The sequence below is a fragment of the Bradyrhizobium sp. Ash2021 genome, from assembly GCF_031202265.1.
Classification (GTDB): domain Bacteria; phylum Pseudomonadota; class Alphaproteobacteria; order Rhizobiales; family Xanthobacteraceae; genus Bradyrhizobium.
Window position 1 is genome coordinate 963,844 of record NZ_CP100604.1, and the last position, 22,784, is coordinate 986,627.

19 protein-coding genes are annotated in these 22,784 nt (G+C 60.3%); 6 read left to right on the top strand and 13 right to left on the bottom strand.

Annotated elements, in window-relative coordinates; genetic code table 11:
- Nucleotides 1–61: 61 nt before the first annotated feature.
- From NL528_RS04480 to NL528_RS04515, 8 genes are all read right to left on the bottom strand, one after another.
- The gene (locus NL528_RS04480; RefSeq protein WP_309181510.1) at nt 62–577 is read right to left on the bottom strand and encodes a cytochrome family protein; all 516 of its coding nucleotides are present in this window, start codon (nt 575–577) and stop codon (nt 62–64) included.
- Nucleotides 574–2,778 carry a xanthine dehydrogenase family protein molybdopterin-binding subunit gene (locus NL528_RS04485; protein WP_309181511.1) on the bottom strand — a complete coding sequence of 735 codons (2,205 nt, stop codon included), beginning with the start codon at nt 2,776–2,778 and terminating at the stop codon, nt 574–576. Before NL528_RS04485 ends, NL528_RS04480 begins: the two co-directional genes overlap by 4 nt.
- 13 nt (nt 2,779–2,791) lie before the next feature.
- Nucleotides 2,792–3,772 (bottom strand): xanthine dehydrogenase family protein subunit M, encoded by a 981-nt coding sequence (locus tag NL528_RS04490; protein WP_309181512.1) that lies wholly within the window; start codon nt 3,770–3,772, stop codon nt 2,792–2,794.
- Nucleotides 3,769–4,434: a 2Fe-2S iron-sulfur cluster-binding protein gene (locus tag NL528_RS04495; protein WP_309181513.1), complete on the bottom strand. Its 666-nt coding sequence runs from the start codon at nt 4,432–4,434 to the stop codon at nt 3,769–3,771. Before NL528_RS04495 ends, NL528_RS04490 begins: the two co-directional genes overlap by 4 nt.
- A gap of 97 nt (nt 4,435–4,531) precedes the next feature.
- Nucleotides 4,532–4,936: a cupin domain-containing protein gene (locus NL528_RS04500; RefSeq protein ID WP_309181515.1), complete on the bottom strand. Its 405-nt coding sequence runs from the start codon at nt 4,934–4,936 to the stop codon at nt 4,532–4,534.
- A 215-nt stretch (nt 4,937–5,151) separates the two neighbouring features.
- The gene (locus NL528_RS04505) at nt 5,152–8,265 is read right to left on the bottom strand and encodes an efflux RND transporter permease subunit (protein ID WP_309181516.1); all 3,114 of its coding nucleotides are present in this window, start codon (nt 8,263–8,265) and stop codon (nt 5,152–5,154) included.
- Nucleotides 8,262–9,446 carry an efflux RND transporter periplasmic adaptor subunit gene (locus NL528_RS04510; protein WP_309181517.1) on the bottom strand — a complete coding sequence of 395 codons (1,185 nt, stop codon included), beginning with the start codon at nt 9,444–9,446 and terminating at the stop codon, nt 8,262–8,264. Before NL528_RS04510 ends, NL528_RS04505 begins: the two co-directional genes overlap by 4 nt.
- A gap of 101 nt (nt 9,447–9,547) precedes the next feature.
- Entirely contained in the window at nt 9,548–9,940 is a 393-nt protein-coding gene (locus tag NL528_RS04515) for a hypothetical protein (protein WP_309181518.1), read from the bottom strand.
- Nucleotides 9,941–10,277: 337 nt separating this feature from the next.
- Between NL528_RS04515 and NL528_RS04520 the strand changes: the two genes are divergently transcribed.
- Complete coding sequence (locus NL528_RS04520; RefSeq protein ID WP_309181519.1) at nt 10,278–10,802, top strand: hypothetical protein; 525 nt, start codon at nt 10,278–10,280, stop codon at nt 10,800–10,802.
- Nucleotides 10,803–11,614: 812 nt separating this feature from the next.
- Nucleotides 11,615–13,951: an FdhF/YdeP family oxidoreductase gene (locus NL528_RS04525; RefSeq protein WP_309181520.1), complete on the top strand. Its 2,337-nt coding sequence runs from the start codon at nt 11,615–11,617 to the stop codon at nt 13,949–13,951.
- Between the two features lie 180 nt (nt 13,952–14,131).
- On the opposite strand, the gene rpoH is transcribed toward NL528_RS04525, so the two are convergent.
- Nucleotides 14,132–15,064: an RNA polymerase sigma factor RpoH gene (rpoH, locus tag NL528_RS04530; RefSeq protein WP_309181521.1), complete on the bottom strand. Its 933-nt coding sequence runs from the start codon at nt 15,062–15,064 to the stop codon at nt 14,132–14,134.
- Nucleotides 15,065–15,468: 404 nt separating this feature from the next.
- Nucleotides 15,469–15,810, bottom strand: coding sequence for a hypothetical protein (locus NL528_RS04535; protein WP_309181522.1), 342 nt, complete (start codon nt 15,808–15,810; stop codon nt 15,469–15,471).
- Nucleotides 15,811–16,399: 589 nt separating this feature from the next.
- On the opposite strand from NL528_RS04535, the gene fdhD reads away from it, so the two are divergent.
- From fdhD to NL528_RS04550, 3 genes are all read left to right on the top strand, one after another.
- Nucleotides 16,400–17,209 carry a formate dehydrogenase accessory sulfurtransferase FdhD gene (gene fdhD, locus NL528_RS04540; RefSeq protein ID WP_309184802.1) on the top strand — a complete coding sequence of 270 codons (810 nt, stop codon included), beginning with the start codon at nt 16,400–16,402 and terminating at the stop codon, nt 17,207–17,209.
- Between the two features lie 615 nt (nt 17,210–17,824).
- Nucleotides 17,825–18,052 (top strand): hypothetical protein, encoded by a 228-nt coding sequence (locus NL528_RS04545; RefSeq protein WP_309181523.1) that lies wholly within the window; start codon nt 17,825–17,827, stop codon nt 18,050–18,052.
- Between the two features lie 543 nt (nt 18,053–18,595).
- Nucleotides 18,596–19,570, top strand: a complete 975-nt coding sequence (locus NL528_RS04550) for a helix-turn-helix domain-containing protein (protein WP_309181524.1) — start codon at nt 18,596–18,598, stop codon at nt 19,568–19,570.
- A 166-nt stretch (nt 19,571–19,736) separates the two neighbouring features.
- Here the strand turns inward: NL528_RS04550 and NL528_RS04555 are convergent, their stop codons facing one another.
- The 3 genes from NL528_RS04555 to NL528_RS04565 are packed head-to-tail and all read right to left on the bottom strand — an operon-like array spanning nt 19,737 to nt 21,868.
- Nucleotides 19,737–21,101: a sorbosone dehydrogenase family protein gene (locus tag NL528_RS04555; RefSeq protein ID WP_309181525.1), complete on the bottom strand. Its 1,365-nt coding sequence runs from the start codon at nt 21,099–21,101 to the stop codon at nt 19,737–19,739.
- Between the two features lies 1 nt (nt 21,102).
- Entirely contained in the window at nt 21,103–21,573 is a 471-nt protein-coding gene (locus tag NL528_RS04560) for a DUF2231 domain-containing protein (protein ID WP_309181526.1), read from the bottom strand.
- Between the two features lie 43 nt (nt 21,574–21,616).
- Nucleotides 21,617–21,868 (bottom strand): hypothetical protein, encoded by a 252-nt coding sequence (locus NL528_RS04565; RefSeq protein ID WP_309181527.1) that lies wholly within the window; start codon nt 21,866–21,868, stop codon nt 21,617–21,619.
- 327 nt (nt 21,869–22,195) lie between these two features.
- Between NL528_RS04565 and NL528_RS04570 the strand changes: the two genes are divergently transcribed.
- Entirely contained in the window at nt 22,196–22,513 is a 318-nt protein-coding gene (locus NL528_RS04570; protein WP_309181528.1) for a BA14K family protein, read from the top strand.
- Nucleotides 22,514–22,784: the final 271 nt, after the last annotated feature.

Sequence of the window (22,784 nt, forward strand, 5' to 3'; positions counted from 1 at the left end):
TGCGGATCGAGCCGACATGAATATGCCGAGCGTCAATTCCGGGGCCGGGTGCTGTTGGTGTTCAGGTCCGACGCGGACGTCCGGGTCGGTACACACGGATTTCGACGACGCCGTGGTTGAGAGCCTGATGACATGAATTGCATGCGTCGGTCAGATCAGCATAGGCTTGGGTAAACGCGGTGGCGTCTTTCGATTGGATCGCGCTCCTCAATTCCTTGAACGGCTGCTCCGTCACAGAGGCGATCATGTCCGGAAAAGAGACGTCGTGTTCGACCGGATGGGCGTGCCCGAGGCGATCGAACGCGCCATGCAGATTTCCAAGCTCGTAGGCTGCAAACTCCCAGTTTCCATCCTGCTCGGCCCGCCAGAGCCGCTCGTGCCGCGGTTGAATCGTCGCGATCATGAGGTCACTGATACTCGGGAGATAATCGTTAGCGTGAGGAGAAGGTGGCGTCGCCTCAGGTCCCGCAGCCAGGCCGCGCGAGGTCGCAAGACCGATCGCGACGGCCGCAGCAATCGCGATCGTGGCAACTACGATCGGGCGGCGCTGACTGCTTGCTGCTTCTTTCCCGGTCATGCACGCATCGGCAGGCCGGAAAGCAGCTTGTCGAGCGTGATTGGATAATTCCGAATCCGGACGCCGCACGCGTTGTAGACCGCGTTGCCGATCGAGGCGCCGGCGCCGCAGATTCCAAGTTCACCGATCCCCTTGCTCTTTAGCGGATTGGACTTGTCGTCCAGTTCGGAAAGAAACATGGCGTCGATGGCCGGAATATCGGCGTGCACCGGTACCAGGTATTCGGCGAGATCCCGATTGACGAAATAGCCGAAGCGGGGATCGAGCGTCATGCCTTCGTGCAGCGCGGCACCGACGCCGAATACCATTCCGCCGATCGCCTGAGACCGCGCCGTCTTGGCGTTTAGCACACGGCCGGCGGTGAATACGCCGAGCATGCGCCGCACTCGTACCTCGCCGGTATCTTCATCGACGCCGACTTCAGCGAAATGCGCGCCGTAGGATTGTTGCGAGAAATCCTGCGCGGTGCGTCCCGGCCTGATCTCCCCGTCGGCTTCGATACCACCGCCCGCGATGAGCTTCGTCAGCGGGATGGATTGCTCCTCGAATTCGATGCTGCCGTTGGCAAAGTGAGCGGTCCGGGCGTCCATGCTGGCCAATTGCGCGAGCTTTTCACGCAACACCTGGCAAGCCTCGAACAGGGCCGAGCCCGAGCTGCCTGAGCCGTACGAGCCTCCCGAGCCCGCAGCTTCCGGAAAGTTGGTATCGCCGAGTTCGACCCGGATACGTTCCATCGGCAGTCCGAGCATGTCGGCGGTGATCTGCGCCAGGATGGTATAAGTTCCGGTGCCGATGTCGGTCATCGCCATTCGCACGGTGGCGAGACCATCGGAATCCAGTCGGACATTGGCCTTGGAAAGCCGAAGCGGGTTGCCGCGTGTCGCCGCGGCCATGCCCATTCCCACCAGCCAGCGCCCGTCGCGGATCTGGCCCGGCTTTGGATTGCGCTTGTCCCACCCAAAGCGACGGGCACCTTCCTGCATGCAGGCAATCAAATGACGACTCGAAAACGGGATGTGTTTTTCCGGGTCTTCGCCCGGCTCGTTTCGAATGCGTAATTCGATCGGATCGAGATTGAGCTTTTCGGCGAGTTCGTCCATCGCACATTCGAGTGCCATCAGCCCGACAGATTCGCCCGGGGCACGCATCGAGGACGCGACCGGAATATCCAGCGGCACGAGACGATGTCGTGTCAGCCGATTGGGACCGGCATAGAGCGTACGGGTCTGCAGGGCCGCGCCCTCATAGGTTTGCTCGCTGGGTAAATTGCCGGAGAATACATCGTGGCCGATCGCTTGAATGCGGCCATCGCGATCGGTGCCCAGGCGCAGCCGCTGGATCGTGTCGGAGCGGTGGGTCGTGACGTGAAAGATCTGCTGGCGCGTCAGCGCGACTTTCACCGGCCGCTTGAGTTCCCGCGCGGCGATCGCCGCCAGGACAGCATCGGCATTGACCCAGAGTTTGCCGCCGAAACCGCCGCCGATGAACGGGCTGATCAGGCGTATGTTCTCGACGGGAATTTTCAGGGTTGTCGCGATGACCTGCTGACCCTGATTGAGCATCTGGTTGGCGGTATGCAGGATCAATTTGTCGCCGTCCCACATCGCCAGAGTGGCATGCGGTTCCATCATCGCATGGCTTTGCAATGGGGTGGCATAGGTCACATCGAGCTGCACCGGGGCGCTGGCGAACGCGCCCGCGAAATCGCCTACCGCACTGTCGGCGGGCTGACTATCGCTGGGCCGCGGAACGCGTGCCGCACCGAGGTTGGCGCGGAGCGCATATTTTCCGACCGCCCGATCATATTTGATGTCCACGAGATAAGCGGCCGCTCTGGCCTCCTCGAAACTCTCGGCGATCACGAAGGCAACCGGCTGGCCGTAGCGCGTCACCTGCGGCCCCGTGAGCACCGGATGCGCTTCACGGTGATTGCCGGTGCCCTGCGCAGGCGCGTTGTGATGGGTGACAACCAGCACGACGCCCGGAGCCTTCTCCGCGGCGCGTGTGTCGATTGATCGGATCGTTCCTTTCCCGATCGAAGCTTCGACCACAAAGCCATAGAGCACGTTGTCCTGTTGCATCTCATAGGCATAACGCGCCCCGCCGGTGACCTTCATTCGGCCGTCGACGCGGTCGAGCGGCTTGCCGACCAGGCCCTGTGCGTCGAGTGCATTGCTGCAGACGGGTGAATTCATTTCCATGCACTCGTCTCCCTCAGGCCCGAGTCAACTCTGTCAGCACGCTGCGCAGCGTGCGCCGCGTCAGCGGTATCTTGAAATCATTGCCGCCGAATGCGCTTGCACCTTCGAGAACCGCATCTGCCGCCGCATTGAAGGTGGTTGTGTTCGCAGAGGCATTGACCAGGGTTTGCTCCGCCGGCGGCGATCGCCAGGGTTTTGGCGCCAGTCCGCCGAATGCGAGACGGGCCGAGCGAATTCGGCCATGCATGCTATCGACGACCGCGGCGACTGAAACCAGCGCAAATGCGTAGGAGGCGCGATCGCGGACCTTGCGGTAGACCTGAATGCCGGGAGGCGGCGGAGGCAGCGTCACCGACGTAATGATTTCGCCTGGCTTCAGTGACGTCTCGATGTCCGGAGTTTTGTCGGGCAGGCGATGAAGTGCCCCGATCGGAATGACCCTGGTGTGGCCCTCGCCATTGACTGTCTCCACCTTGGCATCGAGCGCCCGCATCGCCACCGCCATATCCGAGGGATGCGTCGCAATGCAGTGCTCGCTGGCGCCCAGGATCGCATGAATGCGATTGAACCCGGCAAGCGCCGCACAGCCGGAGCCGGGATTACGCTTGTTGCAGGGCTTGGTGACGTCATAGAAATAGTAGCAGCGGGTTCGCTGCAGCAGATTGCCGCCGGTCGTGGCCTTGTTGCGCAACTGCGCGCTTGCGCCAGCCAGCAGGGCGCGGCTCAAGACACCATAACGTTGCCGCACGCGCCAGTCAGCGGCGAGATCGCTGTTCCGAACCAACGTTCCGATGCGCAAGCCGCCATCGGGCGTGTCTTCGATTTTGTCGAGCGACAGGCGGTTGATGTCGATCAACGTTGAGGGGGTCTCGACCTGCAATTTCATCAGGTCGAGCAGATTAGTGCCGCCGGCAATGATTTTGGCGCCGGGCTTGATGGCAGCAGTGGCCGCCTGCGTGACGGAATCGGCGCGTTGATAGGTGAAAGCCTTCATGTCGGCATTCCCGCGGCTTGTTTGATGGCCGCCACGATGTTGGGATAGGCCGCGCAGCGGCAGATGTTGCCGCTCATCCGCTCTCGAATTTCCGCATCGTTGAGTTCGGTGGGCGGGTGCGTCAGGTCCTCCGTTACATAGCTCGGCATGCCCAACCGGCTTTCGGCCAGCATTCCGACCGCGGAGCATATCTGCCCGGAAGTGCAGTAGCCGCACTGAAAGCCGTCATGTTCGACGAACGCCGCCTGCAGCGGATGCAGATCATCACCCCGTGCAAGCCCCTCGATCGTGGTGATGGAGTGGCCATCGTGCATCGCCGCAAGCGTCAGGCAGGAGTTGATGCGGCGTCCATCGATCAGTACCGTGCAGGCGCCGCATTGGCCGTGATCGCAACCCTTCTTCGAACCGGTCAGCGCGAGGTGTTCGCGCAACGCGTCCAGCAATGTCGTGCGGGGATCCAGCGTCAGCGAATGAGGCTGGGCGTTGATCTGAAGTTCGACCTTCACGGGAGGCGGGAGCGGTTCGTTGTCATCGGCCTCGCCCGCCGCTAAAGCGGCACGTGGTAGCGTGGTCAGGAGCAGCGCAGTGGCTCCGGTCTCGATCACCGTGCGGCGGGTAACTTCAAATGCATTTGGCTCCGCATTAGGTTCGTGCTCGTCCATGATTGCTCCATGTTGACGAAGTCCGTGAAGGCTGCCTGCAGGAAGACATCAGGCTTACGGCCTGGTGTCTTCCTGCCGCTCGCAGGGACACCGCGGCTTACGGCCAGGTATCGTCCGGAAGATTGACCACGATCGGCGTCGCGGTGCTGCGCACGACTACCCATCGAAACGGCCGCTGTTTCGACGGATTGATTTCCATGTGCGGCAGGAAGGCGGGGACATGAATGAAATCGCCGGCCTTTGCGCGCGCGACCGATTCGCCTCGTTCGCCCCAGCGGATTTCGCAGATGCCGGAGAGGACGTAGGCGATCGTCTCCTGTTCCCCGTGATGATGAATTCCCGTCCGCGATCCCGGCGCCACCTCGAACAAACCGCCCCAGATGGCCGACTCGATGCCGAGCGCCGGTGCGATGGCGGCGCGACGCTCGGAGCCCGGCGTCTGCGCCGTTCCCCGATCGAATTCAGCCGGGCTGACGATGTGGATAGCGGCAGAGGTAGCCATGGCGTCCCGGATCAATTTGAACCTTCAACCAGGAAGTTAAGCAGCAGCCGATGAGAGAGCCACTAAATTGGAGTTTAGTGATCCGCGACGAATTGAGCCGGAATCCTCCGGGAAGGAACTCGCAGCTTCCTTCCCCACCAAGTCATGATGATCGCTCAAGCTGATGCAGGTCGCGCGATCACCGAGAGCGCGGAGCAGCGTGCGTCAAGGAATGTTCATTCGGCCGGCGCCGCCTCTGCGATGCCGGGAGATGCCTGCTTCCGCTTGTGTCCGAACAGCCAGGTCTGTAGACGGTCGAGGTAGATATAGACGACCGGCGTCGTGTAGAGGGTGAGGACCTGCGACAGTGCGAGACCGCCGACGATGGCGTAGCCGAGCGGCTGTCGAATTTCCGAACCGACTCCTGTGCCAACCATCATTGGCACGCCACCGAGCAGCGCTGCCATCGTCGTCATCAGGATCGGTCGGAAGCGCATAATGCAGGCCTGGTAGATCGATTCCTCCGCCGTCAGGCCGTCGCTCTGTTCAACCTGCTGGGCGAAGTCGACCAGCATGATGCCGTTCTTCTTGACGATGCCGATAAGCAGTATCAGACCGACGATCGCAATCACGCTCAGATCGACATGAACCGCCATCAGCAGCAGCAGCGCGCCGATGCCGGCCGAGGGCAGGGTGGAGATGATGGTGATCGGGTGGATCAGGCTCTCGTACAGCACGCCGAGAATGAGGTAGATGACGAAGAGCGAGGCGAGAATAAGGATCGGTGTGCTCTTCAGCGACGCTCCGAATGCCTGGGCGTTGCCCTGGAAGCTGGTCTGCAGCGAGAGCGGCGGGTGCAAATCTTTTTGAACGGCCTGAATGGCGCTTACGGCCTGGCCGATCGCGGTGCCCGGCGCGAGATTGAACGAGATCGTAACCGACGGGAACTGGCCTGTGTGGTTGATCAGGAGCGGCGCGACCTTCACCACCGTATCGACCAGCGTGGATAACGGCACCTGCTGCCCGCTCGACGATTTGACATAGATGCCGTTGAGCGCTTCTGGCCCATACTGAAACTTGGGATTGACCTCCAGGATAACATGGTACTGCTGCAGGGTCGTATAAATGGTCGAGACGATGCGCTGGCCGAAGGCGTCGCCAAGCGTGTTGTCGATCGTGTAGGGCAAGATGCCGTAGCTCGAGGCGACATCGCGCTTGATCGCGATGTCGAGCATTGGCCCGCCATTGAGTTGATCGGTGGTGACGTCGGTGATGCCGGGAACCGCCTTGATCTTGTCGAGGAATAGCGCCGACCAATGGTTGAGCTCGCCGGGATCGGCGTCGTTCAGGGTGTACTGGAATTGCGTCTTGTTTAGCCGTGCGCCGATGGTGATGTCCTGTGCGGCCTGCATATAAAGCGTTATGCCCTGAATCTTGGCGAGGTTGGTTCGCAGGCGGGCGATCACCTTTTCGATCGGGTCACGCTGATTAGCGGGCTTGAGCTGAATATAGGCGCGGCCGTCGTTGAGCGTGTAGACACCGCCCCCGGCACCCACGGCCGCTCCGACGGTGTCGACGGCCGGATCCCGCATGATGGCATCCTGAAGAGCCTGCTGGCGTTCCAGCATGGCCTGGTAGGATATATCCTGCGCCGCCTCGGACTGCGCGATGATCAATCCGGTGTCTTGCTGGGGAAAGAATCCCTTGGGAATGATCACGTAGAGATATCCGGTCAGCGCGACCGTACCGAACATCACCATCAGCGTGATGAACTTATGCCGTAGCACGATCTTGAGGCCTGCCTCATAGACGTGGAGCAGACCATCGAAGCCTCGCTCGGACATCCGGTAGAGCCATCCGTGCTCCTTGCGCTCCGGCTTGAGCAGATATGCGCACATCATCGGCGTGAGCGTCCGCGAGATTATCAGCGAGAGAACGAGGGCCACACTCACCGTCATCGCGAACTCGCGAAACAGCAATCCGACATAGCCGCTCATCAGGAATAGCGGAATGAACACGGCGATGAGCGAGAACGTGATCGCCATGACGGTGAAGCCGATCTCGCCAGACCCCTTCATCGCCGCATCGTACGGCGAGAGGCCCTCCTCTATGTGTCGTGTGATGTTCTCGATCTCGACGACGGCGTCGTCGACCACGAAGCCGACCGCGATCGACAAGGCCATCAGGGAAAGATTGTCGAGACTGTAGCCCATCTCGTAGAGCACCGCGAAGGTGCCGACCAGCGACAGCGGCACGGTGACGGCCGGGATAATGGTCGCCCAGAAACTGCGCAGGAATATGAAGATAACCATGATGACGAGAGCAACCGTCAGCAGCAATGTGAACTGCACGTCGGCGACCGATGCGCGGATGGTCTGGGTGCGGTCGGAAATGACGTCTACCTTGACGGCGGCCGGGATCGAGGCCTGGAGTACGGGCATCATCTCCTTGACCCGCTTTACGGTTTCGATGACGTTGGCACCGGGCTGGCGCTGGATCGCCAGAATGATGGCCCGCTTCTTGTTGAACCAGGCGGAGATCAGCTCGTTCTCTCCCGCGCTGACGGCTCGGCCGATATCCTTGATTCGCACCGGCGACCCGTTGCGGTAGGCAATGATCAGGTCGGCGTATTTGTCGGGCTGGAACAGCTGATCGTTGGTGTTGATCGTGTAGGTCTGGCGCGGGCTGTTGAACGTGCCTTTGGGAAGGTCGACATTCGCCTGTCCGAGCACCGTGCGCACGTCTTCGAGGTTGATGCCGCGAGCCGCCAGAGCCTCTGGATCGACCTGCACACGGACGGTCGGCTGCTGCTCGCCTCCGACGCCCACGAGGCCGACGCCGGAGATCTGGGAGATCTTTTGCAGCAGAATATTTTGCGCATAGGCGTCGACGACGGTTAGCGGCAGGCTGTCCGAGGTGACGCCGAGCACCAGAATCGGCGTTTCAGCCGGATTGACCTTACGGATCAGCGGCGGGTACGGCAGGTTCTTCGGCAGATAGGCGTTCGCCGCGTTGATCGCCGACAACGTGTCTGCGACCGCCCCGTCGATGGGGCGATTCAAATCGAACTGCAGCGTGATCTGGGCATAGCCGAGTGCGCTCGACGACGTCATCTGGGTGAGGCCGGGGATCTCACCGAACTGCAACTCGAGCGGCGATGCCACCGTGGATGCCATGGTCTGCGGGTCGGCGCCCGGCAACTGCGCCGTGACCGTCAGCGTCGGATAGTTGACGTTCGGAAGCGACGCCACCGGCAACAGCGGATAGGCGATCAGACCGGCCACCAACAACCCCACCATCAGCAGAGCGGTCGCGATCGGCCGTTCGATGAACGGTGCCGATATGTTCATGGTATGGGTGCCTGCATTGCGTCTTGTGCAGCTTGTTCTTCTGCCGCCTTGCCGTGGAGCAGCGTTACCTGAACGCCCGGCTGCAGCTTGTATTGCCCATCAACCACGACCTGCTCGTTGGCCTTGAGGCCGGAATCGATCAGCGCCTGGCCGCCACTGATCTGTGCGACCTTGACCGGCCTGCTCTCGACCGTGTTGTTGGGATCAACGACGTAGACATAGGCTCCATTCGGGCCCTGTTGCGCGGCCGACGCTGCGACGGTCAGGCCATTATCCCTTGTATCGACGAGCAGCCGCGCGTTGACGAGTTGGCCCGGCCAGAGCCGGTTCGACTTGTTGGGAAAATTCGCCTTGAGCTGGATCGAGCCCGTTGTCTGCAGGATCTCGTTGTTGACGAGGCCGAGTTCGCCTTGATCGAGCAGGATCGTATCATCCTGGCTGTAGGCCAGCACCGGGAGCGGCGTCTTGGTTTTCTGCTGTTGCTGCTCGATTTGCGGCAGGCTGGTCTCCGGCAGCGTAAATATCAGCGAAATCGGATGCAGCTGCGTGACGACGACGAGGCCGTTCGTATTCGACGGGCTGATAATGTTTCCGACGTCGATCTGGCGAATGCCGACCACGCCATCAATCGGCGACGTCAGCCGCGTGTAGCTTAGCTGCACCTTCGCGGCGTCAATCAATGCCTGGTCGGCTTTGATAGCCGCGTTCAATTCCCCCACTTGCGCCTGTTGGGTCTCGAGCAATTGCGGAGTGGCCCAGCCCTTGTCTCCCAATGTGGTGTAGCGTTTCAGGTTGGCCTGGGCATTGATGAGCTGGGCCTGATCGCGTTCCAGGTTACCGGTGTATTGATCGATCAAGGCCTGATAGGGACGCGGATCGATCTGCGCGAGCAGGTCGCCGGCATGCACGGTTTGGCCTTCGGTGAAGTTGATGCTGATGATTTGTCCCTGGATCTGGGCGCGCACGACGTCGGTGTTATACGCAATCACCGTGCCGACGCCGGTAAGATAGATCGGCACGTCATGCTGGGCGACCACCCCGGCGACAATCGGAACGGCGGGTGGCGGAGCCGGCGCCGCAACGGCCTTCTCCAGGGGCACGATGTGCTTGAAGTACAGAAGGCCCCCGGCGGCAAGCGCCGCCGTCAATAGGGCAACAGGGATAAAGAATTTCTTTTTCATGGCTACTCTCGCTCACAGATGAAAAAATGTTTCACGGGATGGTGCTTGTTGTCGTGGATGAAGCGGTGGGCATCGTCGGCGCCGCTGGCGCCGAAGCCACGCTACCCATTAGCGGCGATAGGCCTGTCGTCGGTACCGCCGCTGCGGAACTGACTCCAAGATTGCCAATTTCGTAAGACCCCAACGGAACGCCGGTTCGCGCGCCGCTGCTCGTCGGGGTCGGCGAGGTTGAAGTCGGCGTCGACGATGCGGCAAGGCTGCTTGAGCCCGAGCCGCACATCCCCGTCAATCCGGATGTTTCCAGCATTCCGGAGGATGTCGATATCCCTGACGTCGCCGAAATCGTCGACGACGTCGATATACCCGACGTCGCCGTGGGGCCCGACGTGGCCGAGCCAGGCGTCGTAGTTCCGGTCGCCATGGCCATTCCGCCGCCGTCGTAGGTGGTGGGGGATCCGAAAGTTCCCATTGGCGAAGTCGCAACCGTCGAACATGCCGCGCCGCTGGTTACACTCGGAATGGTAATTGTGCCCGTTAAGCCGTTGGGCACCTGACTGACGGAGGGTGATGCGCCCACCGCCAAGCCGTTCGGGCCGACTAGCGCGCCGGGAGCCATTCCAAGCGAAGAGGTGACGCCGAGTGGAGGCATGACCGTGTCGACCTGGGCAAAAGCCGTGGTGCTGCACAACAAGGGCAAGGCCGTCGCGACGATCAGCAAGGACCTCATGGAAGTGTCTCCGGCATGAGCGCGAGGAATCCGCGGCGAGCGCACGCAGCGCAGCTTGCGATGCAGCGGAAGCGATGAGTTTCCATTTTCATTGTCGCTGACAGATGATAAATTGCCTCAGCGTCCGCGCGCTGATCGACGTGCCGGGTACCCCGGCGGTCCCGGCGCCGGCGAAACTCCCGACCCCGCTCGCGCCGGGCGCCGCGCACGCCGGATTGCTTGCGGTCGTCGCGGGTGAAGTCGTCGGTGAGACAGTGGGCATCGTTGGTACCACCGAACTCGGCCCCACGGTGCCCACGATGGGCAATACGCTTGGCACCGGTACCGGCGGTGTGGAACCGACGCCAAGATTGCCAATCTCGAAAGATCCCAACGGAATTCCGGTTCGAGCGCCGCCGCCTGGCACGGCTGGCGACGTTGAGGTTGGCATGGACGATGAAGCAATGCTGCTTGAGCCGGAGCCGCACATTCCCGACGTTCCCGACGTGTCCAGCGTTCCTGACGATATCGGCATTTCCAACGTCTCCGAGGTTGCCGACGAGGTTGATGTTCCCGAATTTGCGGTGGTGCCCGAATTTGCGGCGGTGGCAGGCGCCGCACTTCCGGTTGCCGTTCCGCCGCCGTCGTAGGTCGCAGTCGATCCGTACATTCCCGATGACGATGTTCCCACGGTCGAACATGTCGTGCCGTTGCTTGTGATTGCGCCGCTGGTTGGTATTGCAATTGTGCCCGTCACGCCGCCTGTCGGAGCCGGACTGACTCCGGGTGATGTCACTTCGGTGGCGCCCAGCGGGATTCCGGTCGTGCCGACCAATCCATTGGAGCCCATACCAAGCGGAGAGGTGGCTCCCAGCGAAGGCACAGCCGTGAGCGGATCGAGCGGATCTTCGACCTGGGCGAATGCAGGGTCGGCGCACAACAGGCACCAAGCTGTTAAGAGCGGAAGAAGCGCAGCAATCGCCGACAATTTCATTGGCACTATCCTTTGGAAGCCCGCGTCGCTGCAGCGGGAGCGACCACCCGGAGCGAGTTCTTGTGACATCGGTCAATCCTGGCCCGTTCGGTGTCAGCGTTGGCACGTCGAGGAATGGCAGATCTGCTTGTTATGCTATGCCCGGTTTTAAACGGCTTCGGACAGTCTCACGGTTGAAAGTGGCCGGTCCCTCGCAACTCCTCAAGTAAATACGAGTTTATTCTCTGGCTTCGATCCAGCCGCAGTTGGTCGCGTATCCAGATTGAATGACTCGGAGTCGAATTCAGCGTGCTGAAATCACCGATGTGAAGAATTGGAGCGCGGACCGCTGCCGCTCTCGGAAACCTAAAACATTGTTTAATTGAGCGGACCTTGTTCGCGCCCGATGTCCACAAACGTCTCTGATGCAAAACCTCTATTCCGGGAAGTATCTCCCGGCCAAACATCACCGCGACGATGGAGTGCACAATGAGCGAAGACGATGTCGTAGGCGTTGGCGACTATCAGGGCGCCGCAGCGGGATGGGGCGCTCTGAAAGCGGTCGCGGATGCCGTTCGCGGTCAGATGGATATCGTAAAGGAGACCCGCGGTCTCCTCAGCATGAACCAGCCGCATGGGTTCGATTGCCCAGGCTGCGCCTGGCCCGATCCGAAACATACCTCCTCGTTTGAGTTCTGCGAGAACGGCGCCAAAGCCGTCGCATGGGAAGCGACCGCCAAACGGACGACCCCGGAATTCTTTGCCGCACACACGGTCAATGAGCTCTGGAAATGGTTGGACTTCGATCTGGAGAATGAGGGCCGCCTCACGCATCCGATGGTCTATGACCAGCCGACCGACCGATACCTCCCGATTTCGTGGGACGAGGCGCTGGCAAAGATCGGCGCCGCGCTCCGTGCGTTGCCGCACCCCGATATGGCGGAGTTTTATACGTCCGGCAGGGCGTCCAATGAGGCGGCTTTTCTCTATCAGCTGTTCGCGCGGGAATACGGAACCAACAACTTTCCCGATTGCTCGAACATGTGTCACGAGGCGACAAGCGTCGGCCTGCCCGAGTCGATAGGTGTTGGCAAGGGAACGGTGACCCTGGAGGATTTCGATCACTGCGACGCACTCTTTTGCATCGGCCATAATCCCGGGACCAATCACCCTCGCATGCTGACGACCCTGCGTGAGGTCTCAAAGCGGGGAGTGCCGATTATTGTCTTCAACCCACTGCGCGAGCGCGGCCTGGAGCGGTTCACGTCACCGCAGCACCCCGTCGAGATGCTGACGCTGAACTCGACGCCGATTGCCTCGACCTACTATCTGGTGAAAGTCGGTGGCGATATCGCGGTGTTGAAAGGAATCATGAAGACGCTGTTGGCGCTCGATGCGAAAAACCTTGCCGATGGCGGTCCAGGTGTTCTCGATCGTGACTTCATCAAGAATCATACCACCGGAATTGACGAACTGCTGGCTGATCTCGACGCGACCTCGTGGGACGCGATTGAGGAGGCCTCGGGTCTGTCGCGTTCAGATATCGAGTCCGTCGGCAATATTTACGCCAGGGCGGAGCGGGTCATTATCAATTACGGTATGGGCATCACCCAGCATCGGCACGGCACAGGCAATGTACAGCAGATCGCCAACCTGTTGATGCTCCGCGGTAATATCGGACGCAAGGGCGCCGGCATTTCTCCGCTGCGCGGTCACTCTAATGTGCAGGGGGACCGCACGGTCGGCGTTACCGAGAGCCCGAATGACGGACTCCTGGACGGAATAGCCCGCGTGTTCGGATTCGACCCGCCACGCAACAAGGGCCACAATGCGATCGAAGCTGTCGAGGCGATCCGGGATGGACGCTCGAAGGCGTTGGTCTGTCTTGGCGGCAATCTTGCAGTTGCAATGTCCGATCCGGAAGTCACGTTCAATGCGATGAGGAACCTTGATCTCGCAGTGCATATTGCCACCAAGCTCAATCGCACCCATCTGCTGCTCGCGAAACAATCCTTCATTCTTCCCTGTCTGGGACGCACCGAGATTGATGTTCAGGCGAGCGGCCGCCAGTCGGTCACTGTGGAAGATTCAATGTCCATGGTCCACGCGTCACGCGGCGGACTGAAGCCGGCGTCCGAGCATCTCAGGTCGGAACCCGAAATCATCGCCGGGATGGCGTTGGCTACATTACCAGAAACCCGGGTCGGATGGGCGGACCTGGTTTCCGATTACGGAAAGATTCGCGATTGCATCGAGGCGGTCTTCCCGGAGTTCGCCAACTTCAATGCTCGCATCAAGCGGCCGGGCGGATTTCGACTGTATGTTGCTGCATCGGAACGAGAGTGGCTGACACCGACGAAGAGGGCAAATTTCTTCGTTTATCCCGGTCTCGATGAGGATCCGCGTGTCGCAGATCCAGAAGCTCTGACGCTTACGACGATCAGAAGTCACGATCAATACAACACGACGATCTACGGCCTAAATGACCGTTATCGCGGCATTACCGGGCGCCGCGACGTCGTGTTCGTCAATGAGCGGGACCTCGCCAGCCGCGGCTTGAAGCACGGAGACCTCGTCGATATCAGCGTCGTGTCCGATGTGGGATCGGCATCAGGCGAGCGCGCTATGCGCAACCTGACGGCGGTCGCCTACAATATCGCGCAGGGCTCGATCGCGGCCTATTATCCGGAGGCGAATGTCCTGGTTGCGCTCGATCGTTACGACGCCAAATCCGGAACCCCTTCCTACAAGTCGACGCCGGTTCTGCTCCATGCTTCGTCAAACCATGGGGTGTTGCGCCGATGGTTTCAGACCGCCGATGGATAGAGCCGAAAATGGATGGTGAATTCTGCAAAGCCATCCGCCAGGAAACGCCGGCGAGCGCAGGAATGGAGGCAGGTGGATGATGTCCACGTCGCATGAAGCACTATACGTGGAGTTTATGCGGGCCGATCCACGGCCCGATAATCTAAAGTCTTGAACGCGATCGGCTGATGGGCACTTGGTTTAGGTGCCCAAAGCCTCCTGCATCGCCGCCGGCGCATGTACGGTGAGGTTCCTGGCCGCTTTTCGTACTTTCTCGAACGCGCGCGCCTCGATTTGCCGGATCCGTTCGCGCGATACGTTGAATTGTGCCGCAAGCTCTTCGAGCGTCAGTGGTTGGTCGACCAGATGTCGCGCCTCGAAGATGCGACGTTCGCGGTCGTCCAGTACCTCGATCGCGGCGACCAGTGCCTTATGCTGACGTTCTTTTTCGTCCTGTTCGACAACGATGGCTTCCGGCGAGGGGGACTGATCAACGAGATAGTCCTGCCATTCGCCGGTTTCACCGTCCTCATGAAGCGGCGCATTGATGGACTTGTCGCCGCCAAGGCGCCGATTCATGTCGACGACATCGCGCTCCGCGACGTCGAGGCTCGTTGCAATCAGAGAGACCTGATCGGGGTGCAGGTCGCCACTTTCGAATGCGGCGATCTTGCCTTTTGCCGAGCGCAGTTTGAAAAATAGTTTCTTCTGGCTCATGGTCGTGCCGATTTTCACAAGTGACCACGAACGCAGGATGTAATCCTGGATGGAAGCCCTGATCCACCAGATCGCATAGGTGGAGAAGCGAAAGCCCTTTTCCGGTTCAAAGCGATTGACTGCCTGCATCAGGCCGACGTTGCCTTCGGAGATGATTTCCGAAACGGGAAGACCGTAGCCGCGGTAGCCCATGGCGACTTTGGCGGCGAGACGCAGATGACTTGTGACGAGCTGATTCGCGGCATCACGGTCGCCGTGCTCGCGCCAGCGTTTGGCGAGCCTGTACTCCTGGTCTCTTTCGAGCATCTCGAAGCGCCGGATGTCGTAGAGATAACCTTTGCCGCGTCCATTTCCGGCAAACGCTGGTGCGAGCCGTGTTCGAGTTGCGAGGCCCGCGAATTGTCCTTCAATGCCCATTTCAGTCACTCCGCCGTGAAAGTTAGCTTCCGCCATCTGAAACTTGAGCGGATCACTGAATGATAGGCAAAGCGCGCGGGGGAGCCATTAAAATGAGATTTAGGACATTAAATTCGAATTCACGTACGCGGCTCGTTGTATGCGGCGGCCTGGCGCTTCTTGTTCGCTATTAAATAGCTACGTTGACATCATCAACGACAATGCCTGTGAAGCCGATCGAACCTCGTGCCGCCGAGCTCGCCGCTTCGGCGGCATCACGCTCGAATGGCGAAGGTTCGAGACTGCTATTCTTGTAAGTTGGGCCCACCCGGTAGACGTGGCGATCTGCTGTTCGCCAATTCTCCAGGTGAGTCCGTTAAGGCAGCGAAAGCCGCGCGCTCGCGACTTCCGGATCGACCGACCACTCAGTAGGTGCAGGTATACGGCCAGGTGCTCGACGTGTAATTCGGGTTATACGGGCAATCGAGGCCGTAGTTGTAGTAGCCGCCGACGAAATGACGCCGTCCAGCGCCAAAGTGATCGTGGTCCATGTGGGCAATGTGACCGGCGCCAAAGCCACCGACGTGGCCTCCGCCAAGACCTCCGATGTGACCACCGCCAAATCCACCCATGTGACCTCCACCAAAACCGCCCATGTGGCCTCCGCCAAAGCCACCCATGTGGCCGCCGCCGCCGCCGCCTCCGCGAGCCTGTGCACCCGTGGCAACAAGGCTGCCGGCAAGCAGTGCGCTTGCCAAAATCATCATCGCTCGTCCTCGCATAACATTCTCCATTTCGATGGGCGGACTTTCCGCCACAGGGCGTTGTCAGACGTTGGCGCGGTTCAGCAAAGTAAACGCCAACGTCGCGATGGACTGGATATGGGAATTGCTATTCTTCCCCCCTACTAAATTCTCTTTCAATCAACCAATGAATGCCCGCCTCACGAGAGCCAGGCAGGCGCGCCCGCGTATTGATCGAGTGTTGCTGCAGGCAGGCCGAGATTTCAGCCCTCGCAAAAAAAGACGGCGCGCACCCGCCTTGTTGAGGGGGCATGAAGCGCGGCGCGCGCCGTCCAGTCGACAGCCGCATAATATCGCCTCGGGGGACAGGCGTGGCTGTTCTGAACGTGATCTACGCTTGCAGTGCTCATCGCGCCATTAAACAATGTTTCAGAATCGATCCGCGTTGGTTCTGGTGACAGGTCCTGGAACTGACCGTCGTTCTCCCTCTCGCTGTTGAATGAATGTCCGAAAGCTAAACCCGTTTTTAGTTGAGAAGGCTGCGTCAGGCAGCGACTGTACTACTTGGCGGGCTCTTGCTTCCCGGCGCGGCACGCCCTGAATGGAGCAACGCATGATGGAACCTGCCCGAGTCGTTCCTCGCCGGATTTGGCGAGATGGCAGTCCGAGCGTCGGCAATCGTTCGGTTCCGGAAGAGACCGCGGTGGCGCTGACATATAATGGCGGGACCTATGCCGTCATGATGACGACGCCGCAGGATTTGGAGGATTTTGCGGTCGGCTTCAACCTCAGCGAAGGCGTCATCAGCGCTTCCAAGGATGTCGATTCGCTAAACATCATGTCTCTCGAAGATGGTATCGAACTGCGGATGTGGCTCAGCAAACCGAGGGCCGATCGCCTGCAGGAACGACGGCGGCACATCGCGGGGCCGACAGGGTGCGGATTGTGCGGCATAGAATCAGTCGCGGAAGCAATGCGTCCCGCGGCTGTTGTCGGGCGCGGCCCGCAATTTTCGCCCGAACAGGTCATGGCGGCCATGCAGGGCCTGTCATCGCGTCAAAAGCTCAACATCGAGACGCGCGCAGTACATGCAGCTGCGTTCTGGAATGCCACGAGTGGTATTGTTGCGTTGCGCGAGGACGTTGGCCGCCATAATGCGCTCGACAAGCTGTCGGGTGCGCTGGCGCGTGCGTCTATTGTGGCGAGCGAGGGGATCATTCTTCTCACCAGCCGGGTGTCAGTGGAGATGGTGCAGAAGAGCGCTGCGATAGGTGCGCCCGTGATGGTGTCGGTGTCGGCACCAACCGCGCTGGCTGTTCGCATGGCGGACGCAGCGGGTATTACACTCGCCGCCATCGCACGCGCGGACGGATTCGAAGTGTTTACGCATCCTGGTCGAATTTCAGATGAGCCATTGCGGTAATAACGCGATAGTGACCTCTGCATGGATGGGGATGGTGTGCTCCAGCGCTCTCTCTCGGAGAGAACGCGATCCGTCGAACGGCCGGATCATCGATCATACGAGCAGTTGTGTGTTGAAACCATAATGCCCACCGTTCCAGGGAGTCCAAGATGCGAAAGCTCGTCGTTGCGACCATGGTATTCATTCGGGCCGGGATCTCTGCCAGTTATGCACGCGGCGGCATGCACGGCTTGATGGCCCCTGCGAATCCAGCCGTGCCACCGTCACTGACACCAGATCCTCGTCTCATCGGGACCGCGCCTCTTCCGCCCCATCACCAGCCAACATCGGCCGACGTTTCCTCGCTTCCGAGTGCGATGCTCAAACTTGACCCTGAAGACGCTTCCGTGGATCGGACGATTGGAAACATCTGTCGAGGTTGTTGAGTACAAGTGATCCCCATTGCCGGCCGATTGGAATGAAAAATCTGTGAACGAGGAATGACGCGATAGTGAACTCATTTATTCGGCGAGGGCATCGTCCGACACCATCTCTATCCGGATAGAGGCGCGCCGCCGTTGCAGTTGTTCGTGCCGGGGCGCTAGTGCCTTCGGAGACCATATACGGGAGACTACAATGCGAAAGGCGGCTCTATCCATTCTTGCCACCTTGCTGATTGTCGGGTCGACAATCCAGATAGCCGCAGCCGCCGGGCGTTACACCCACAAATCGGATCGCGCGCGGGCGGCTGCAAGCCAGCAGTTCCGCAACGCCAATGACTCCATGGCTTCGCCATCCGCGCAGCAGCAGGACTGGTCCGACTACAGTGAGGGACATGTGATCTCGGCGCCTGCCGGTCAGTGATGCCGATCTCACCAAACACGAAAAGCCCCGACCAGGTCGGGGCTTTTTGTGACGTGACAACGCCACGAGAGTATTGTCCCTTGCGGTCGTACGGGCATCACCGGGATTTTGGCCCGCCCTGATACCGCCAAGTGGATGCATTGTCATTTGCATTCGTTGCCGGTTGCAAACCTGACCCGGATCCGTCGTCTGCGAGCGCAGAATTTGGATTGCCAAGCGAACTGCCAGACAGGTCCTGTGCACCCTGCATGGCTTCGTTCGGCCAATAGCTTTTGTCCGTGATTGTTGACCCCGCGTGGGCTGCGGTGGATATCGCCATCAGCCTCAGCAAGAGCGAAATTGTAAAAAGCGGCTTTGAAAGCATTGTCGGGCTCCATCTCTGTCCTGTTCGAGTTTTCACTGGTCAGGAAATAGATCTGTGTTAGGTTGGCCGCAACACGGCTCATCCGACGATTTTGGCCAAAGGCCCGGCTAATTTGGCCGTGAACGACTGCTGTAGCGAGAGGTGCCCTTTCCTGGGAAAGGCGGAGGAAAAACGGCAAAATGGTTGCCAGGCCCGCGCAGAAACCCGTTGCCATCATCGTACCGCCGAACGCGCAATCTCTTGACGTGTCGGGGCCGCTGGATGCCTTTCTGGAAGCCAATCGCCAAGCATCCGGTGGACCTCTCTACGAGGTCCGGTTGGTAGCGACCGGCGCGCGCCGAACAATCAAGGTAGGAGGCATGTCGCTCGTCGCGGATAGTTCGATCTTTGACGACGTCAGGTCAATCGACACGATGCTCGTGGCCGGAACGCCCGACTACGCCATCGCCTACAACAGCGGAGATATCCACGCCTGGCTGCGACGCCGTGCTCCGAAGACGCGGAGATATGGCTCGGTATGCACCGGTGCATTCTTTCTCGGTGCGTCAGGCCTCCTCGACGGAATGAGCGCGACGACGCATTGGCAGCATGCCGCCGAACTTGCCGAACGTTTTCCGGCCGCCAAGGTCGTGCCCGACCAGATCTATGTTCAGGATGGCGCGCTCTACACGTCGGCCGGAGTGACCGCCGGCATCGATCTCGCATTGAAGCTGATCGAGGACGATCACGGGCGCGATCTTGCATTGACGGTCGCGCGTCGGCTGGTGGTCTTTTTAAAGCGTCCCGGCGGCCAATCGCAGTTCAGCGCGCATCTGGCAGCGCAGATGGCCGACGAGGGAAAGATTCGATCCCTGCAGCATTGGATTCTCGATCATCTCTCGCTCGATCTGAGCCTGGTTTCGCTGGCAAGTCGGGTCGCGATGAGCGTACGCAATTTTACGCGTGTGTTTCAGGACGAAACCGGCACCACGCCCGCGGACTTCGTCGAAATGGCGCGGGTCGATGCGGCGAGACGACTGCTCGAGGAGAGCGAAACCCCATTGCAGCGCGTGGCGTCGCGCTGTGGCTTTAGCAGCCCGGATACGATGCGCCGCGCCTTCCTGCGAAGAATCGAAACCGGGCCTAGCGACTATCGGGAGCGATTTCGACGGTGACGTCCGCGACGGCCGTCAAAGTCTGTCGAGAAGAAGGGTATCTGCCGGGCGAGATCAGCGAGCGTCCCCGCATGGCGTTTTCGTTGCGCCATGCGGGGTAGCTGCCCGATCAACTGGCTGGGTACGCGGGACCTGCCCATCGACGACACGGATGATACAGCGCCTGCTAAGTTGCCGGCTTTGGTGAAGAACCCGGTTGAAGCGACGACACCCGCCACACGGTGTTTCCGACATCGTCGGCGATGAGTAGTCCGCCGGTCCGGTCGACTGCCAAACCGACCGGCCTTCCGTGCGCGTGATTGTTCGCATCGAGGAAGCCCGTGACGACATCCTGTGGCGGGCCGCTAGGTCGTCCACCGCTGAAGGGCACGAAGACCACTTTGTAGCCGTTCAGAGGCGTTCGATTCCAGCTTCCGTGTTCGCCGACGAACGCACCGCCGCGGTAGTTTGCCGGAAGATCGGTGCCTGTGTACATGGCGACACCCAACGGCGCCACGTGGGAGCTTAGCGCGTAGTCCGGCTTGATCGCTCTGGCCACCAGATCGGGCCGCTGCGGTACGATGCGGGGGTCCAGGTGCTGGCCGTAATAGCTATAGGGCCAGCCATAGAAACCTCCGTCCTGCACCGAGGTCAGATAATCCGGAACCAGGTCGGGCCCGATCTCGTCGCGTTCGTTGGCGATGGCCCAGAGCTTGCCGGTCTCAGGTTCCCACTGCAGCCCGGTGGGATTACGGACTCCGCTGGCGAAGATACGATGCGCGCCCGACGCACGGTCGACCTCCCAGATTGCAGCTCGTTCGTATTCGGCCCCGATTCCGTTTTCGCCAATGTTGCTGTTCGAGCCGACGCCGACATAGAGCTTGGAGCCGTCTGGACTGGCCAACAGAGCCTTCGTCCAGTGATGATCGATGGGCCCGCCAGGAAGATCGGTAAGCTTGGTGCCCGGCGCGGTGATGCTGGTTTGCCCGTCCTGGTAGGGATAGCGGACGATCGCATCGGTGTTGGCGACGTAGAGATCGTGACCAACCAGGGCAACTCCAAAGGGCGAGTTGAGGTGGTCCAGAAACACGGTTCGCGTTTCAAAGCGGCCGTCACCATTCGCATCGCGCAGCAGCGTGATGCGATTGGCGTCCTTCGCCTTGGCGCCGGCGAACGACTGTACCCAGCCGGTGATGATGTCTTTTGGCCGGTAAACCGGCGCCTTCGGGCCGTTGCTCTCGACCACCAGCACGTCTCCATTGGGGAGGACGTAGAGGGACCGGGGGTGCTGAAGGCCGGTCGCCAATGCATGGACCTGCAATCCCTGCGGCACCGTGGGAGCCTCATCCTTTCCCCATCCGACCACCTTTGCGATTCGCATCGGCGGCATCAAATATTGCTGCACCTCGGGCAGCACGGGATTGGCGCCGATCTGCACTTTCGGATCGCCGGCATGATCGTCACAGCCGGCGAGTCCCAACCCGGCGACAGCGACGAGGATAGCGGCAACACGCGGTAGCTTCGTCGAGCCTGCAATTCTGAGGGCGTGCATATTATCCTCCAATACGATGGCGATTTGCCAGGGCCGCGGAAACTGCAGCCGTCAGCAAGAGAACGACGACGACCAGTCCGGAAAGCATCAGGCCGGTCGGTACCACTGCGGTGTAACCGTCGCGGCTGTGAACGAAGGCATTTATCAGCGCGAGCAGGACAGCGAGCGCGTAACCGACGGCGCGGGGCCAAGCCGGCCTGTCGATTCGTCTGCGGGCCGCCAGGTCGATTGCGTAAGCGACGGTGGCGAGGCCCGCCATGACCAGACCGGCGACGATCAGCCAGATGGAGAACCTCTCCCACAACACATCAGGCATCTGCCAGTAGACAAGATCGGTGACGAGCGCGCCGGTGAAATAGGCGGCGGAAAACGACACCAGGATTTTGTGTATCGGTCGTCCACGACGCTTCCGGGTTGGCCTCAAATTGGCGTCGCCCATGAACGTCGCTTCCGTTATCGTAGCGTGCTTCATGCGTCAATACTCCTGCTGCGCGAAACCGCGAGTTCTCTTCGTCTTACTTGAACTGCGGAATTGTCGGGACGGTTATGTGCGGCTGCGGCAGCGGCGCCAATTTGGAAGCGTTGCCGATGCCGCTCGGATCGACGTTCACATTGTTCAGCCCACCAGCGTTTGCAGGCCCCGCGGGAATTCCGTTGATGGGCACATTTCCTGAGCCTGCTCCACCCGCCATCCTTGCGTAGGAAGCGGCAGGGGCCGCCAGGAGAACGAGGAATGCGAGAGCGATTTTTGCAGATGTGTTGGACATGACGAGCCTCCATTGTTCAACGAGAGTGTTGGACGCGTAAGCCCGATGTAGGTCCGTCGATTCGACGACGCCATTAAATTGAAGTTTAGAACAGCCAAGCAGAAAGCCAGTAGGCGGACCGACGCGCGTTCTCTTCTGCGCTTCCTCACCGACGCGCGCCTCGAAATGCGGAGCAAACTATCGAAGAAAAATCACTTTCGCGTTCTGAATTTCAATTTAGTGGGATGAGTGGAGTTTTGACTTACCTCCGTAGCGACGCACCTGAGCATTCAGGGCGAAAGCGAGAATTCCCCAATCTCGCTGCCAATCGAATTACGGAGAACAGCCATGACCAGATTCAGGATCCTCGGTGCGGCGGCCATTCTTTCGCTGATGTCCGCAACGCCGGTATTCGCGCAGGCGGCGATTCAGGAGCCAGGTGCGTTCGCGTTTTGCTACCCGAACAATGATGTTCTGAACGGCGGCCGGCCCACGCCGGCGGCGGGGTTGGACGCCAGGACGCCGGAGCTATTCGGCAGCGGCGACGCTTATGCCGCCATGGACAGCAGTGCAAATGGTGCGTCTTGCGCCCAGCGGTACCATTCCTATGATCCGAACTCCGGGACGTTCCGCGGATATGATGGTCGCCGGCATCCGTGCGAGTGAACTGGCACGAAGCATCGACAGAGGCGGCCGGGACTGGGCGCGGCAGATCGAGATGGCCCGCATCGGCGACGATGCGGCCATTCCATGAACCACGTTCAGGCGAGGACCGCGGGCAGGTGGCGTTCCGACCAGCGGCAATTTGATCGCCGCAAGAATGATCCAAGGGTAGCAATCCCCGGCAAGCAGTGTCTTGCCCGGTGAACTACAATCAAGATGCCTTCGTTCTGCAATATTTGCGGGGCTTCATCGCATTAATTCTGCGCACTGATTT